General features: G+C 42.1%; 12 protein-coding genes. 2 read left to right on the forward strand and 10 right to left on the reverse strand.

Features of this window, described 5'->3' with window-relative positions:
- Positions 1 to 12 precede the first annotated feature (12 nt).
- The 8 genes from GVN16_RS10505 to rimP all read right to left on the reverse strand — a co-directional run bounded on the left by GVN16_RS10505 (position 13) and on the right by rimP (position 10,130).
- The gene (locus GVN16_RS10505) at positions 13 to 1,017 is read right to left on the reverse strand and encodes a M43 family zinc metalloprotease (protein WP_166563838.1); all 1,005 of its coding nucleotides are present in this window, start codon (positions 1,015 to 1,017) and stop codon (positions 13 to 15) included.
- Positions 1,018 to 1,379: 362 nt separating this feature from the next.
- Positions 1,380 to 1,700, reverse strand: coding sequence for an MGMT family protein (locus GVN16_RS10510; RefSeq protein WP_166563839.1), 321 nt, complete (start codon positions 1,698 to 1,700; stop codon positions 1,380 to 1,382).
- Entirely contained in the window at positions 1,687 to 2,256 is a 570-nt protein-coding gene (locus GVN16_RS10515) for a DUF3109 family protein (RefSeq protein ID WP_166563840.1), read from the reverse strand. Before GVN16_RS10515 ends, GVN16_RS10510 begins: the two co-directional genes overlap by 14 nt.
- Before the next feature lie 75 nt (positions 2,257 to 2,331).
- The gene (locus GVN16_RS10520) at positions 2,332 to 4,533 is read right to left on the reverse strand and encodes a LysM peptidoglycan-binding domain-containing protein (protein ID WP_166563841.1); all 2,202 of its coding nucleotides are present in this window, start codon (positions 4,531 to 4,533) and stop codon (positions 2,332 to 2,334) included.
- Entirely contained in the window at positions 4,530 to 5,177 is a 648-nt protein-coding gene (locus tag GVN16_RS10525) for an O-methyltransferase (protein WP_166563842.1), read from the reverse strand. The genes GVN16_RS10520 and GVN16_RS10525 overlap by 4 nt, the downstream gene beginning before the upstream one ends.
- 140 nt (positions 5,178 to 5,317) lie before the next feature.
- Positions 5,318 to 8,350 (reverse strand): translation initiation factor IF-2, encoded by a 3,033-nt coding sequence (gene infB, locus GVN16_RS10530; protein ID WP_166563843.1) that lies wholly within the window; start codon positions 8,348 to 8,350, stop codon positions 5,318 to 5,320.
- Between the two features lie 44 nt (positions 8,351 to 8,394).
- Positions 8,395 to 9,639 carry a transcription termination factor NusA gene (gene nusA, locus GVN16_RS10535; protein WP_166563844.1) on the reverse strand — a complete coding sequence of 415 codons (1,245 nt, stop codon included), beginning with the start codon at positions 9,637 to 9,639 and terminating at the stop codon, positions 8,395 to 8,397.
- A 35-nt stretch (positions 9,640 to 9,674) separates the two neighbouring features.
- Positions 9,675 to 10,130, reverse strand: coding sequence for a ribosome maturation factor RimP (rimP, locus tag GVN16_RS10540; protein ID WP_166563845.1), 456 nt, complete (start codon positions 10,128 to 10,130; stop codon positions 9,675 to 9,677).
- A gap of 325 nt (positions 10,131 to 10,455) precedes the next feature.
- Here rimP and GVN16_RS10545 point away from each other — a divergent pair, with 325 nt between their 5' ends.
- Complete coding sequence (locus GVN16_RS10545) at positions 10,456 to 11,421, forward strand: endonuclease/exonuclease/phosphatase family protein (protein ID WP_166563846.1); 966 nt, start codon at positions 10,456 to 10,458, stop codon at positions 11,419 to 11,421.
- 3 nt (positions 11,422 to 11,424) lie between these two features.
- Here GVN16_RS10545 and nadE read toward each other — a convergent pair whose 3' ends face one another.
- Together nadE and GVN16_RS10555 are read right to left on the reverse strand one after the other, a co-directional pair.
- Entirely contained in the window at positions 11,425 to 13,449 is a 2,025-nt protein-coding gene (nadE, locus tag GVN16_RS10550) for an NAD(+) synthase (RefSeq protein WP_166563847.1), read from the reverse strand.
- Between the two features lie 798 nt (positions 13,450 to 14,247).
- Positions 14,248 to 14,400 (reverse strand): hypothetical protein, encoded by a 153-nt coding sequence (locus tag GVN16_RS10555; RefSeq protein WP_166563848.1) that lies wholly within the window; start codon positions 14,398 to 14,400, stop codon positions 14,248 to 14,250.
- A 661-nt stretch (positions 14,401 to 15,061) separates the two neighbouring features.
- Between GVN16_RS10555 and GVN16_RS10560 the strand changes: the two genes are divergently transcribed.
- On the forward strand, positions 15,062 to 15,589 hold the full coding sequence (locus tag GVN16_RS10560; RefSeq protein WP_166563849.1) for a gamma carbonic anhydrase family protein: 528 nt from the start codon (positions 15,062 to 15,064) through the stop codon (positions 15,587 to 15,589).
- Positions 15,590 to 15,597: the final 8 nt, after the last annotated feature.

Here is a 15,597-nt window from a genome sequence, read left to right on the forward strand (position 1 = left end):
GTTGTATTTATATTATTTCCGGATTTGATTTTTGATGTCATTGTTGAGTTTACCCCTCGGACCTTCCTGAGAGAGAACAGCTCGCATACGGGTAATCTGACCTTTGGTAAACAGCGAAAGCTGATGGTCCCTGGTGTTGTCCATAAAGTTCATATACATGGCTACCGGCGATCCCAGACAAAAACAGATCTGCCTGTGATTCTTTTCAGTTAAAACCACATCGCTCGGATAATCATGTAACGGGGTATCAAATACTTTGTCATCTTCACAGGGTGTGGTTTCATTCCATAATTCATAAAGGCCGAGATAAGTACCCATGAGATGAACCAGGGTTTTTCCCTGGCTGTAAGGAGATTTATCCTCCCGGGTTTCCGCCCACAGGTAATCAGGGTCTATAATGATGCCGTCAAGATGCTTCGGAGAACCTGGCATATAAGCAAAACCGGCATTGGAATCTCCCAGTTCGGCTATCCATATGTTGATGAACTTTTCCGGTGTTTCAGGAGCAGAACCACCTGCTTTGCTGTCCTGGATTTCATTTTTGATTCCCCATACATCCCTATCCGTGTTGACGATTTTGATACCTGAACTGACAAGTTCAGAACTCCCTAAATAGAATTGTATTCCCGGATTTCCTCCGGATTCAAGATAGCGTTTTACTTCTTCATTCGGCACGTCTTTATCTTCCGGAGTAAACACTCCAAAAGCCTGATTAAGAATCTCTATCTGCTTGGCTATTTGTTCTTTCCCGGGAACAGAGCCGTCTTTTTTTGCAAGAACGTGAAAGACCAGCGGGATATTAATGACGTTATTTTCTACAGCATTTTTATAAGAATATTCCGTGATGGTACTTTCTATATTCTCTTGTTCTTTGACGAAATCAGGAAATTCTTTTTTTAAGTTTTCCAGAACTACCTGGGTGATGTATTTCCTGCTTTGCCCAAAAATATCAGAAAGACCGGAGGCCATCAGGAAAAGTAGAAGTACTGTTTTAATGAAAAAAGTGCGTCTGTTCATTGTTGAGTTTGTTTGTGTTTGATATTGCGAATTTAAATGTCCGGTAAAAACTAAATAGCTGTTATGTCAAACCTGAAAGTTTGATAGCAGGAGTAAACTAGGCTTACGATAAGAAACAACCTCTTTCGAAGGGAATATTGTAAGGATAAAGCTTCTTTTCATATTGAAACTGGATTTAATAAGGTTCTGAAAAAGTGTGACGAATAAATACAGTCGAAATCTATAAAAAAGTTTTTTTATTCAAAACATTTTAATGAAATCTTTATTAAAGGGTGACGTTTATTAATGCCTGACACCTCAGGATAATCAGAAGTATGACCTTTTACCAGGTCTTTTGACGTCAATTTTGGAATATGATCGTATCAACCCAACTCCACCGAAGGATCCCAAAACACCTTATCGAAGTCCCGGATCTGGTCTTTTTCTATGGTGATGCCCTCTGATTCGAGGAGTTGCTGCATTTTGTCCGGGGTTTCGAAGAAGTTTTTGCCGGTCAGGACGCCGTTGCGGTTAACTACCCGGTGTGCAGGTACGTCGTCTTTGGTGTGGGCTGCATTCATGGCCCAGCCTACCAGCCTGGCTCCGCCTTTGCTGCCCAGGTAATTGGCTATGGCTCCGTAAGAGGTGGCTCTGCCGTGTGGAATTAATCTGACTACCTGGTAGACTTCATCAAAGTTTTGCATCTTCGATCTCTTTTTCCAATTGCTGATACCAGTTTTCACCATAAGCCCTGATGAGCGGTGCTTTCAGGAATTTATATACCGGTACCCCCAATGACTCACCCAACTCACAAGCCGGACTGCAGATGCTCCATCGGTCGTAATTGATGGCGTGGTAATGTTCATATTTGGTGATCCTGATAGGGTAGAGGTGGCATGAAATCGGCTTCTTGAAACCAATTTTCCCATCGTTATAAGCTTGTTCAATCCCGCATTTCAGGATGCCTTTTTCGTCATAAATGGCATAGGCACATTCTTTTTCATCAATGGTGGTGGTAGAGTAATCCCCTTCCCAGTCTTTGATATATTTGCCTTGCTTTTCTATGGCAGCAATACCCTCTCTCGAAAGGTAGGGTTTTACGGTTTCGTAGATTTCTTCCAGTACCGGCAGTTCGGAAAACTCCAGCGGAGCACCCAGGTCGCCTTCCACACAGCAGGCTCCTTTACATTTATCGAGATTGCAGACGAAAAATTTTTCGGCTATATCGTCACTTACACAGGTATCTTCTATAAGAATCATGATCGTAATTTTTTACAAAAATACAAAAAGGCAGGTCAATATTAAATTAACCTGCCTTCAATACTTCCGAATATTTTATTTTCTGATGATCAGCACATTGCCCAGCTGTACATTGCCGCTCTGCAAATCATTCAATTCTTTGATTTCATTCATCGTAACGCCGTATTTCTTTGAGATGCTGTATAAGGTGTCACCTCGCTCCACTTTGTGCTTTACAGGCCTGTTTGAGGCTTTGGTCGAGCCTTCATCAGAAGAAGAGTCGCTTCCGCCGGCATTGATTTTTAATTTCTGGCCCGCATCCACCGATTTCTCCGTCATGTTGTTCCATTCCATGATCTCTTTCATGGTTACGCCGTATTTCCTGGAAATACCGAATAATGTTTCTCCTCTGCCTACTACGTGGGTTTTGGTGGCATTGTTCCTGACTTCAGATGCCTTAGGCTCAATCACCCTCGGTTCAGCTACCCTTGGCTCTGGTTCTGCGACTTCCTCTCTGGCGGTTTCTTTAGGATATGGCTGTACACCACTCACCACCAGCGTCTGACCGTATTTCAAAACATCAGACGGGGTCAGGTTATTGAGTTTCCTGATTTCTGAAAGGGTCAGGTCATATTTTTTAGCGATGGAGAACAAAGTTTCACCTTGTTTTACCTTGTGTTTTTTTGCCGCAGAAGGTATCCTGGTTTCAGGGAAATTGTCGTTCCTTTTAGGATATAAAACTGGCTCTTCCACAGGTTTTTTCTCTACAATAACCGGTTTATTTGCCGGTTCGGAAGGATAGGTTCTTGCCGGTTTTTTATCTTCAATAACGGGTCTGCTCACAGGTTCTGCAGGTTTTTCATAGACAATCTCTGCAGGTTTTTGAGATACTACCGGTCTTTCAGGCTCAGGTTCCCTTCTTTCCTGTACGGGCTGAGGGGCTCTTGTCACAGGATCATAATTGTCTCTTACCGGAATTGGTGTTCTTTCCTGGATGGCATCCTGGATGATTTCAACCGGGGTGCTCTTAGGTCTTCTTTTTTGCATCCAGACGATCCTGCCCGTTTGAAGCGGCTCGTCTTTTTTCATCCGGTTGTATTTAAGAAGATTTTTGAGTCTTACGCCATAAATCTGTGAGATTTCCCACATGGTCTGCTGATTTCTGACCGTGTGAAAAGGTATTTCGGCTTTGGTGTTTTTCTTCTGAAGATAATAGATCTGCCCTTCACGGGTAATGTCCTTATCCGTCATATCATTGTTTTTCAGGAAACTCCTGATCTTAACTCCTGCTTTCTCCGACATCTGGGCTACTTCATCACCCGGCTGAGCCAGGATTCCTTTCTTCCCGTTGATCTCATATAAGATCGGGTCGTCAGGTGAGGTAGAAACCACCGTCAGTCTTTTCAGGACAGGGTAGCCCACGTCCACGCTTTTCAGGTCTGATCTTTTCTTGATTTTGGTGATGACATCTTCCACATCTTCCACCCTTACCGGAACCAGCACGAGGTATTCTTTTTCATCAGGGATGCTCGGTGCGTACAGCCAGCTGTTGTATTTCCTTAATTCGTTGATATCAACTGTAAGTTCCACGGCGATTTCGGCGAGCGATTTCCCTTTGGTGTAATACTCCACAAACTTTCTCGGAGAATCTTTCATCCTGTTCAGTCTGTGTTCGTACGCTATTCTGTGGGCTATGGCTTTGATCAGGTATCTCTGGGTATTGCCGCTGAAGCTGATTTCGTTGGCAAAAGACCATTCTACAGGCACCACATCTCCGGCACCGCCAGGTCCCATGCCGTGAGCCAGCATGCTGGAAACCCAGTTTTTGAAAAGGAGATTGTTCTTCTTCAGATATAAGGCCGCAGCTTTGGTAGAAAGGGAGACGTGTTTTCTTTCATCCACACGATTATCTACTCTCAATCCCAGGTCTTTTCCCGTAGCTTCTTTAAACTGCCAGAATCCAATGGCATTGGAGCTGGAGATAGATTCGGGAAGTAGTGAGCTTTCCAATACGGCAATGTACTTGAAGTCTTCCGGTACATCTTCTTCTTTCAGGATCTTTTCAATGAGGGGGAAATACAATTGCATCCGCTCAAGTTTCAGATCAAGGTAATTGTTCTGAGGGAGCAGCAAGGCAGAAATTTCCTTGTTGACCAAGGCCTGTGCTTCAGGGCTGAGTTCAACGATGATGTTGGCAAATTCTACCTTTTTAGGAGCTTCGGGAATACTGGGTTGTATCTGGGCCAGGGCTGTGAAGCTGGCCATAGTAAGCCAAAGGCAAATAATAATGTTTCTCATAAATCTTTAATTTTTCTGGAAATGAACAAACCATCCCGGACGGGTAACAATATTTTTTGTGTACGCCGGTCGTTTTTGAGGAATTCGTTAAATGATCTTATATACTTAGTGGTGGCGTCGTTAAGGTTTTCATTGTAAACTTTCCCATCCCACAGCACATTATCGCTCAGAATAACGCCGCCGATGTTCACTTTACTGAATACTTTTTGGTAATAATTCAGATAATTCATCTTATCTGCATCAATAAATACAAGATCAAATTGAATGTCCAGGTCATCAATGACTTCCAGTGCATTTCCGATTTTCAGATCAATTCTGTCAGATACTCCTGCGAGTTCAAAATTTTTCAGTATCCTGGTTTTGAATTCTTCATTGGCCTCAATAGTCGTCAGTTTGCCACCTTCTGCCAGTCCTTCTGTCATACATACGGCAGAATAGCCGGTATAGGTGCCTATTTCTAAAATATTTTTTGGCTGCAGGAGTGTAGAGATCATAGACAACAGTCTTCCCTGCAAATGCCCGGAGAGCATTCTTGGATGGAGTACATTGGCAAAGGTATCCCTGCTGATGGCCTGTAAAAAAACAGATTCCTCATCAGAGTGATCTTCGCAGTATTTTTCTGTAATTCTATTGGTTAGACTCATTGTGTTTTATTGTACACCCAAATTAAAAATAATATTCTATAAATTCCAAATATATTATCTAAATTATATTTTCAGAAAATAATGAAAATTAATTAACTTAAATAAGCCTGCTCGCTAAAGCAGGCTTATCCAGGTATATTTTATGCTAATTTACGCTTAACTTCTTTGATTTCGAAGCTTTCAACAACGTCGCCGATCTGTATATCGTTGAAGTTCTTGATGCTCAAACCACACTCATATCCGGTTTTAACTTCAGATACATCGTCTTTGAAACGTTTCAGCTGAGCAATCTCACCTTCATGAACCACGATACCTTCTCTTACGATCCTCACTTTGTTGTTACGTTTCACAACACCGTCAAGGACATAACATCCGGCTACAGTTCCGAGTTTACTGATCTTGAACACCTCTCTGATCTCAATGTTACCCATGATGATCTCTTCCTCTTTCGGAGCAAGCATACCTTCCATGGCGGCTTTGATTTCATTGATAGCGTCGTAGATGATCGAGTAAAGTCTGATTTCAATTTGTTCAGCATCGGCAATCTTACGGGCATTGTTTGATGGTCTTACCTGGAACCCGATCACGATGGCATCGGCTGCAGAGGCAAGCGTTACATCAGATTCGGAAATCTGACCAACGGCCTTGTGTATGATTCTTACCTGAACTTCGTCAGTTGATAGTTTCAGTAATGAGTCAGAAAGGGCTTCTACCGAACCGTCCACGTCACCTTTAACAATTACGTTAAGCTCTTTGAATGTTCCGATCGCTTTTCTACGTCCGATTTCATCCAGTGTGATGTGTTTCTTGGCTCTGATGGACTGCTCTCTGATGATCTGCTCTCTCTTGTTGGCAATCTCCCTGGCTTCACGGTCGGTTTCCATGACATTGAACTTGTCACCCGCCTGAGGAGCTCCCGGGATACCGAGAATCTGAACAGGAGATCCCGGACCGGCTTCTTTGATTCTTTCGCCGATGTCGTTCACCATGGCTCTCACCCTTCCGAAGTATTGTCCTGCAAGGATGATATCACCTACTTTCAGCGTTCCGTTCTGAACCAGTACAGTAGAGACATACCCTCTGCCTTTATCCAGCTCGGCCTCAATAACACTACCTACGGCAGATCTGTTAGGATTGGCTTTCAGTTCAAGAAGTTCTGCTTCAAGCAACACCTTGTCAAGCAGGTCATCAATACCTATACCCGACTTGGCTGAAACTTCCTGCTCCTGGAATTTACCACCCCAGCTTTCAACCAGGATGTTTTCTTTCGAAAGATCCTGACGTATTTTCTCAGGGTTTGCACCCACTTTATCAATTTTGTTTATCGCAAACACGATAGGAACACCTGCGTTCTGAGCGTGGTTGATAGCCTCCCTGGTTTGTGGCATCACACTGTCGTCAGCAGAGATCACGATAATAACAACGTCCGTTATTTTAGCACCACGGGCACGCATCGCAGTAAAGGCTTCGTGACCCGGTGTATCCAGGAATGTGATCGATTTACCTTTGTTGCTACCTTCTTTGATCTTCACAGAGTAAGCTCCGATGTGCTGGGTAATACCCCCGGCTTCGCCTGAGGCCACCTTGGTTCTTCTGATGTAATCGAGCAATGAAGTTTTACCGTGGTCAACGTGACCCATGATCGTTACGATAGGGGCCCTGTCTTTCAGGTCGGCTTCTTCATCAACAATTTCAAGGGCTTCAACATTGGCGTCTTCTTCTGCCGAAATGAACTCAACGTCATAATTGAATTCCAAAGCAATCATCTGAATGGTTTCAGCATCAAGACGCTGATTGATGGATACAAAAATACCCATTTTCATACAGGTAGAGATCACCTCGTTAACAGACACATCCATCAGTGATGAAAGTTCGGATGCCGAGATAAACTCGGTTACTTTCAGGATGCCGCTGTCGTCCAGGTCCTGCTGATCCTGCTGATCCTGCTGTTCGGCTCTGGTCTTTCTTTTCTCACGTCTGTATTTTGCACCAAAGTCAGGGCCCTTGCTTTGCATTTTGGCCATGGTTTGTTTGATGCTGTCTTTTACGTCAGTCTGAGAAACGGCTTCTTTTCTGTCTTTGCCTCCGCGTCTGTTGTTATTGCTGTTATTGTTCGAGTTGTTGTTATTATTGCCGGTGTTGTTACCTGTATTGTTACTGGTATTACCGGTTTGTGGTGTACCAGGCTTTCTGGTGTTGTCACCAGGTTTGTTAGGCTCAGGCTTCCTGTCTTTATTTCTGTCGGCAGGAGCAGCATCCTTAGCGTTTGGATTTACTTTCTCAGCTACAACAACCCTCTTTCTCTTTCTTTTTTTCTTCAGTTCTTCTTTGCTGAGCGGTTTTTTCTCAACCGGCAGCTCAATTTTGCCAAGTACTTTCAAGCCCTGGAGCTTTTCGCCCTGAGCTTTGATCAGTTTCGGAGGAAGTATCTCGATTAACTTATCGTCATCAATTTTAACCTTTTTCTCTTCGATGATTTCAACAGGTTTGACCTCATCTTTAACAACCTCAGGATGATTCACAACTTCGTTTTTAACGGGTAATATCTCTTCTTGTTTCGGCTCTTCTTTTTTCGGAACCTCAACAACAGGTTGTTCGGCTACAGGAGCAGGTGCTTCGGCCTGTGGTTCAGGCTTAACTTCTGCTTTCGGAGCCTGAACAGGTTCAGGAATTACTACCACAGGCTCAGCAGCCACAGGTTTTTCTTCGACCTTTTCTATTTTTGGTTCTTCAGCTACTTTCTCTTTTTCCGGTTCAATAACCACCGGAGCTTTTGGTTTAGGATTAAGATCAATCTTTCCTAAAACTTTCGGGCCTTGTAAATTGTGTTCGATTCTGATAATTTCAGGCTCCTCCGCTTTTGGTTCCGGTTTTGGTGCTGCAGAATGATCCTCTTTCACGGGCTGAGTTTCTCTGAAATAAAGAATATCATCATCCGAGGAAGAGAAACGCGTAGGCTCGTTCTCCGTGAAACCAGTACCTGTGGTTTCGCCGAGAAGGTCGCTGTTATTATATTCTTTAGCAAGTATACCTAACTGCTCAAGGGTTAATTTGGCGTTTGGATTACTATCGATACGATGACCTTTAGAGCCAAGAATCTCTGTAACTGTAACGATACTTACGTTAAGTTTTCTTGCCGCCAGGCTAAGTCGCATCATTTTTTCTTCTGCCATAAAATCGGTTTCTCCTTATTGTTTAAATTTTTGCGATCAGGTTCTTATTCAAATTCTTTGGTAAGAATCTCAAGTACCTCATCTATTGTTTCTTCTTCTAATTCTGTTCTTCTGACTAAGTCTGCTTTAGAAACTCCCAATACGGTTTTGGCAGTATCAAGACCTATTTTTCTGAATTCGAGCAATATCCACTCTTCGATCTCGTCAGAGAATTCCATTAAGTCTACATCTTCTTCTTCCACTACTCCGTCAATATCCCTGAAGACGTCTATTTCCATTCCGATCAGCTTGCTGGCCAGTTTGATGTTAAGCCCGCCTTTACCGATGGCAAGTGAAACCTGGTCAGGCTTCAAAAATACTGATGCTCTTTCGTTGGCCTCATCAATCCTGATGTTGCTGATTTTGGCAGGGCTCAAAGCCCTTGAAATAAACAGGTTGACGTTGTCTGTCCACTGAATAACGTCGATGTTTTCGTTTTCAAGTTCACGAACGATTGAGTGGATTCTTGAACCTTTCATACCCACACAGGCTCCTACCGGGTCAATCCTGTCATCAAACGACTCCACCGCTACCTTGGCTCTTTCACCCGGTTCTCTGACGATCTTTCTGACCGAAATCAGACCGTCAAGAATCTCAGGGATTTCCTGCTCGAACAAACGCTCGAGAAAGACCGGCGAAGTACGCGATAAGGTCAGTTTAGGATTACCGTTGTTGATTTCAACTTTGTGAATCACGGCCCTGGTGGTCGTTCCTTTTCTGAACTTATCTTTCGGGATCTGCTCAGTTTTAGGAAGTGACAATTCATTGCCTTCTCCATCCACACAAATGATCTCACGGCTCAGAATCTGATAAACCTCAACGGTCACCAGTTCACCCACCTGATCTTTGTACTGATTGAAAAGCATTTCTTTTTCAAGATCCTTAACTTTCTGGATAAGGGTCTGGCGTGCGGTTTGAACGATTCTGCGACCAAAGTCTTCAATTTTCACTTCTTCAGCCACCTCTTCACCGATCTCGAAATCGGGTTCGATTTTTCTGGCTTCAGTCAGAGGAATTTTATCGGTATCCCAAATGTCTTCTGAATTGTCATCTACAATCTCACGTGTACGCCACATTTCCAAATCACCGCTTTCGGCGTTCAGAATGATGTCAAAATTATGGTCATCACCGTAGGCTTTTCTGATCATCGTTCTCAGAACATCTTCCAGAATGGCGATCATGGTTGGCCTGTCGATGTTTTTTTCTCGGGCAAATTCTGCAAAGGATGCAACTAAATCTCCACTATGCATACGTACTTAAATTATCTTTTAATTCTAAATTCTTTTTATTTAAACGTGATCACCACTTTAGCCTCTTTGATGTCTGATTGCTCAATTTTAACCGGCTCCGGTGTGATCTTTTTTATTTTTTCGGGCTGAAGGACAATGGCTCCGTCTGCTACAGATACCAGGTCTCCTTTGATTTCTTTTCCATCGTTAAAAAGAACTTTCAGCTTTCTGCCAATATTTTTCACATATTGCCTTTCAAGCTTAAGAGGTGTATCTACGCCCGGAGAAGAAACCTCCAGTGTAAATGCCTCATCAACGATCTCTTCCAGCTCATCACCGAGATTTCTGCTGATCGTGCTGCACTCGTCAATTTTGATTCCCTCGTCAGAATCCACAAGGACAGTAATCTTTTTTCTTATTTTTGATTGGCTCGTCAATACGTCGACAATATAGAATGGAGACCCACTTAATTGATTTTTAAGAATATTTTCGACCGTATTTTTTAATTGCATTTCAAGAACAAGAATATTAGTTAAGACGAGTAATAACAAAAAAGGAGGATTCTGCCCCTCCTTTGTTTTTCAAAATCTTACGCAAAATTAAATTTTTTATTTTAAATAATGCAATTTTTGTTTATAAAAATGCTTGTAATATGTCAGAAATATTTTTTTTTGATTTATTATTGTAGTTACGATTAAATATTTCTCTGTGGCAAAAGTCATTCGTTTTATAAGGAAATTCTTTTTTCTCATCAATCTGATTTTTGTTTTATATTCACTATTAGTTTACCAGTTAATCCTTTCAGTAGATATAAAGCATTGGTTAGGTGGTTTTTTGATGCTTTCCTTCCCGGTAGTTCTCTTTTTTAATATTTTTTTTGTCTTTTGCTGGATTTTTGCAAGATCGTGGAAGTTTCTTGTTTCTGCCATTTTCCTCGCAATTACCTATCCGATCATTAACCGGACCATCAAAATTCTTCCTGAAAATATTGACCGTTCTCCAAGATTTTCTTTTTCGCTGACCAGCTATAATCTCATGTACAGTGATTATGCGGCCTTCGCCACGAAAAAAGATGACTGGAGTGCCGTAGGTATTCTGAAAACGCTGGATACACTCTCTTCGGATATCAAGTGCTTCCAGGAGCTGTATAATGATGAAAGAGAAGAGTCGTTTGATGTCCTGAAACATCTCTCCAAACGGTCGCCATATTATATTTATATGCACTCAAGTCCCGGCAACCTCAGAGGGAAGGGGGAAATCGGGCTGGCTATTTTTTCCAGGTTTCCAATCATCTCGAAAAAGGAAGTGTACTGGAAAATGAACAACAACGGCCTGCTTGCCGCCGATATCGTCATTGACCGTGATACCATCAGGGTGATCAATGTCCAGTTGCAATCCATGGGGATCAGGGTGCAGAAAGTGTTTAACTCGCACAAGGAATATAACCCGCAGGAAGCCCGGAACGTCCTGAGCCAGCTCAAACATGGTTTTGAAAACAGGGCCATCCAGGTCAATGAACTCGAAACCTGGATCAGTGAAAGCCCTTATCCTGTCATTGTAGCCGGTGATTTTAACGAGTTGCCCTATGGCTATGCCTACGGAAGAATCAGGAGACAGCTGAATAATGCTTTCGAAGAAAATGGCTTTGGCTTCGGTTTTACCTATCATAAAATCCTTGGTTTTCTCCGGATAGACAACCAGTTTTATGATCCGAAAAGCATCACCAATGTCACGTTCAATACCTACAGAAATGTTCCGTATTCAGATCATTATCCGATCAAAGCCTGGTATTTACTTCATTAAGTTTTAAAAACCTATCCTCTTTTTGGGTTTGCCTTCATGGCCTTCAAAGTAATCTTTGAGTTGCTGAAGTTCAAGGTCATAACCACCGCTCAGGATCGGGAACCTGCACCAGCTCCTCGGGTCAAGGTTGTGATCGTCCAGGTGAAAACCGGGTGCATAACGCTCTCTTTTCCACTGATTCCTGCTCCAGAGTCTGAAAAACCGCGTTACCCAGAGGTATAGTTGTTCCCTTTCGAAACGTTCTCCGTAAAGCACTTCAATATGGATAAAGGAGTCTTTGGGCGATTTTTTATCTTTCACAGCCAGTTTTTCAATGTCATTCAGCACTTCATAAGGCATAAGATCGGCTTCGTCGGTTTGTTTTTTGTCTAAGGGACGCAGTTCCGCAGTAGGAGCGAGCTGGTTTACCTTATTGAGGCCTTCTATCCTGATGTGCTTGCCTTTTACTTCACAGCCTGTTTTTTCCAGCCAGATCAGCCAGGTCCTCAGCCAGGATTTGTTGATACCGGCTATCGGGCTGATGCTTCCGGCGGTGTCACCATCCATCGTACAATAGCCTACAGCGACTTCTGAGCGGTTGGAGGTAGCCAGGAGCAGGTGATTGCTCAGGTTGGCCAGCAACCAGACGCCCGGGGCCCTTACCCTTGCCTGTATATTTTGCAGGGCAATGTCGTTTTTCTGCCAGGTCAGTTCTGTTCCCAAAGCTCCTTCGATCAGCTGGGTGTAAGATTCGACCAGCGGGTTGATATTTATCGAATAAAAACGGGCTCCGATAGAGTCAGCCAGTGATTTTGCCGAGTTCAGCGTGTCGGATGAGCTGTTTTCGGTGCCCTGATAGATCGTGGTGATCAGGTTGGCCGCCAATTCAGACTCATTTTTTGAAGCCGCAACAGCGGGAATATAGTCCAGTTTCTTTTTGAAATTTTCTAAGCCGATGCTTTCGTCACCCAGTCTGATCATCAGACCACACAAGGCCGTGCAGGCACAGGAATCTGCCCCTCCCGAGAGTGAAATGGTAAACCCTGCAGAACGTGATTTCCGCAGATAATCAAATAAACCAAGGCAAACTGCCCGTGCAAATTCTTCTTCTTTCAGAAAACCGCCTTTCTCAAAAGGTTCTAATGCAGCTTTCTGAAACGTAGGTTTTACCTGATCGTCAAACTCAAAATGGCCGTAAATATATTTTTTGTTGGAGGGTATCGGAGACTTGATTTTTGATTGTTCAATACGTGTATTCTCAATGTCGATCACGGCGGTCGTCAGAGTGAAGCTGGCATAACTGAACCTCGAGCTCGAGGCTAAAAGTTCTCCGTTCGAAGCAATCATGGCGTCACCGTCAAAGATCAGCCTGCCTGATTCATTTCCTAAGAGGTTTGTGTAAATGTATGAGCACCCGTAGGTCCTTGAAGCATCAATAACCAGTCTTTCGCGGGTTTCGAATTTCCTGAATGAAAAAGGGCTGGCACTCGGATTGAGGATCACATCTACACCACGGTCATAGAGTCTCACTGCCGGGCGGCTGGCTACCCAGCCATCTTCACATATCTCAAGGCCGATTTTTATGCCTCCCAGGTCAAAGATGAGGTCACCGACCGGGTACTTAAATCCTTTTATCTCTATTTCTTCCGCCACACCCGCAGGCCATCTCTGGAACCAGCGGTCTTCATAAAAAATGCCGTAGTTGGGCAGGCTTTGTTTACAGACAAAACCCAGGATTCTTTTGTCGGCGATCAGGCAGGAAGAATTGTATATTTTATTGTTAAACCAGATGGGCAAGCCCACTGTGGTAATGATGGAAGAGCATTCTTCCGCAATATCAGATAATAAATCAAGACAGGTCTTATAAAGATCAGGAGCATAAAACGCATCATCACAGCCATAACCTGATATGCATAATTCAGGCAGGCAGAGTATACTTACTTTTTCTTTCTGGGCCTGATGGATGGCATCGATAATATTTTGTTTGTTATTATTCCAATCCAGTGGTGTTTGGTTTAATGCGGCGGCTCCTGTTTTTATTAACTTCATTTTATCATTAATTTGAGGTCAAAATAAGGTAAAAGATTTAAAATTTGAAAGAGAAAGTACGCTTAAGGATTCTCAGCGTCATTTTACGGGAAACAGAGGATGGCAGTCTGGTAGTTATATTTATTTTAGTCAATTTAATCTTTTTATAATCCTTTTTTATGAAATGAAGAAGAATACCCTCTGATTGAGGCGGGCAATAATTTAAAATATGCGTCACAGAGCCATTCAAGGCCGGTTTTTTGTTATTTTTTCTTCGTTTTTTGTTTTTTACGGCCCCTTTGTGAAATGTCGGAATGTATCCATTTAATAAGTTTTTAGCTTGTTGATAAAAAATTATTTAATGGTATCATATTGTTGTTAATGTATTTATAACAAGTAATTTATATTTTTTTATTTGAATTGATTTATGTCAATTTTTAAAGATTCAGGATATTTTCATTTGGAGATAAATTATTAGATTTGCACTTGATTTAAATCAAGCGACTATCTATTCTAAATACAAAAAGTAAACAATCTAAACCTAAAAATTTCAATGCAAGTTTCTTCAAGTTTTTTAACCGGAACTAAAAAATTATCAGAAGTTCCTAAAGACAAGACCAACGTTTCTAACACTTCCACTACATTCGCCGGTTGTTACTCAGTTCACAAAATCCAGGAAAAACAGATCTGTCTTGTTTTCGACAGAGGATTTGTTTATTGATTTTCCTGAAATTTTAAGAGATAATTAACAGAAAGTAGTACCATCACCCTGCGGTATTCAGCAAGCCTTCCTAATTTTATTTAACATTTCTAATTGATTCAGATAACTTGTTTCAGGGTTTTATCTGTTTCCGGACTTACAGTATTCAGAAGGTCATTCCGGGTTACTGTAAACTGAGCTGACGTCATGTTGTTTTGCATGGAGATTGAGTCCGTTTGCAATGCAGACCTGGTATGCAGGGTCTGAAGCATTTTTTTGATTTGACCTCCCGCACTGTTTACTATTTGCCGTATTTTCTATTGAGCGAAAGAATCGAAAGAAAATTGTGCCGTTCCTGATAAATTTGAAACCAGTATAAAAAGAAATAAGGATAGAAAATCTACCCTTATTTACCGATTGCTATTGAGTGAAAAATTTACTAAAATCTTTGTGTTGATGTGAATTTCCGAGCTGTTTTAATATTTAGACGGGGCTATTGATCATTGGTCACTTTTATTAAAGAGAATTTCATGCCATTTAAATTCTCCTGATCTGTTTTGTCATCTGAAAATGGCTTTTTGTATAAGTATAATCGAATTTTTTGCCGGTAAAATGCTATTAAATGTCAAATTTGATACCTTTTAATCATTTTGATACCCTTTAATAAGTTTTCGGCGGGTAGACTTATTTTTTTGTGACTGCACTGAAAAAAGATTTTAATCCAAATTTTTTGTACCCTCTTAATAACTTATTTTTACTGATGTTATTTCTGGCATCATTGTTGTTGAAGTGTCTCCCGTTTTACGATGAAATCATTCACCTGCTCATAACGCTTTTTAGGTTACGAAGGATTTTTAATCGGTTTTCCTGACAAATCTTTTATACTTTTGTAGCATAACGATTTTGTCAAACCTTTATTTTTAAATTCCGATTATGTCTCTTATACTGCCCGTTAATGGCGTTCGTCCTTCTTATGGTAACAACTGCTGGTTTGCCCCAAACGCCACGCTCGTGGGCGATATTACCATGGGTGATGACTGTACCGTTTGGTTTAATGCCGTCGTCAGAGGCGATGTCAACGCCATTGTTATGGGAAACCGGGTAAATATCCAGGATGGGGCAGTGATCCATTGTACCTATCAGAAAACCAAAACGATCATCGGAAATAATGTGAGTATAGCCCACAATGCCATTGTTCACGGATGCGTGATAGAAGACGAGGTGCTGGTTGGGATGGGTGCTATCATCATGGACGGAGCCAGGATCGGGAAAAACGCCATCATCGCCGCAGGAGCTATTATTACGCAAAACATGGTTGTTCCTCCCGGAACTATTTATGCGGGTAATCCCGGTAAATATTTAAAAGATGTCAGTGAAGGGCAGGCCGAAGTATTTATGAGAACAGCCAATAACTATGTATTCTATTCGGGCTGGTTTAAAGATGAAGCAAAAGGTAGCTGACCTTAAGG

Source organism: Emticicia sp. CRIBPO (genome assembly GCF_009905725.1).
Taxonomy (GTDB): domain Bacteria; phylum Bacteroidota; class Bacteroidia; order Cytophagales; family Spirosomataceae; genus Leadbetterella.

Coding starts and splice junctions, on each gene's coding strand:
- GVN16_RS10505 (WP_166563838.1), bottom strand. CDS start 1,017: ATGAACAGACGCACTTTTTTCATTAAAACAGTACTTCTACTTTTCCTG.
- GVN16_RS10510 (WP_166563839.1), bottom strand. CDS start 1,700: ATGCAAAACTTTGATGAAGTCTACCAGGTAGTCAGATTAATTCCACAC.
- GVN16_RS10515 (WP_166563840.1), bottom strand. CDS start 2,256: ATGATTCTTATAGAAGATACCTGTGTAAGTGACGATATAGCCGAAAAA.
- GVN16_RS10520 (WP_166563841.1), bottom strand. CDS start 4,533: ATGAGAAACATTATTATTTGCCTTTGGCTTACTATGGCCAGCTTCACA.
- GVN16_RS10525 (WP_166563842.1), bottom strand. CDS start 5,177: ATGAGTCTAACCAATAGAATTACAGAAAAATACTGCGAAGATCACTCT.
- infB (WP_166563843.1), bottom strand. CDS start 8,350: ATGGCAGAAGAAAAAATGATGCGACTTAGCCTGGCGGCAAGAAAACTT.
- nusA (WP_166563844.1), bottom strand. CDS start 9,639: ATGCATAGTGGAGATTTAGTTGCATCCTTTGCAGAATTTGCCCGAGAA.
- rimP (WP_166563845.1), bottom strand. CDS start 10,130: ATGCAATTAAAAAATACGGTCGAAAATATTCTTAAAAATCAATTAAGT.
- GVN16_RS10545 (WP_166563846.1), top strand. CDS start 10,456: ATGCTTTCCTTCCCGGTAGTTCTCTTTTTTAATATTTTTTTTGTCTTT.
- nadE (WP_166563847.1), bottom strand. CDS start 13,449: ATGAAGTTAATAAAAACAGGAGCCGCCGCATTAAACCAAACACCACTG.
- GVN16_RS10555 (WP_166563848.1), bottom strand. CDS start 14,400: ATGCTTCAGACCCTGCATACCAGGTCTGCATTGCAAACGGACTCAATC.
- GVN16_RS10560 (WP_166563849.1), top strand. CDS start 15,062: ATGTCTCTTATACTGCCCGTTAATGGCGTTCGTCCTTCTTATGGTAAC.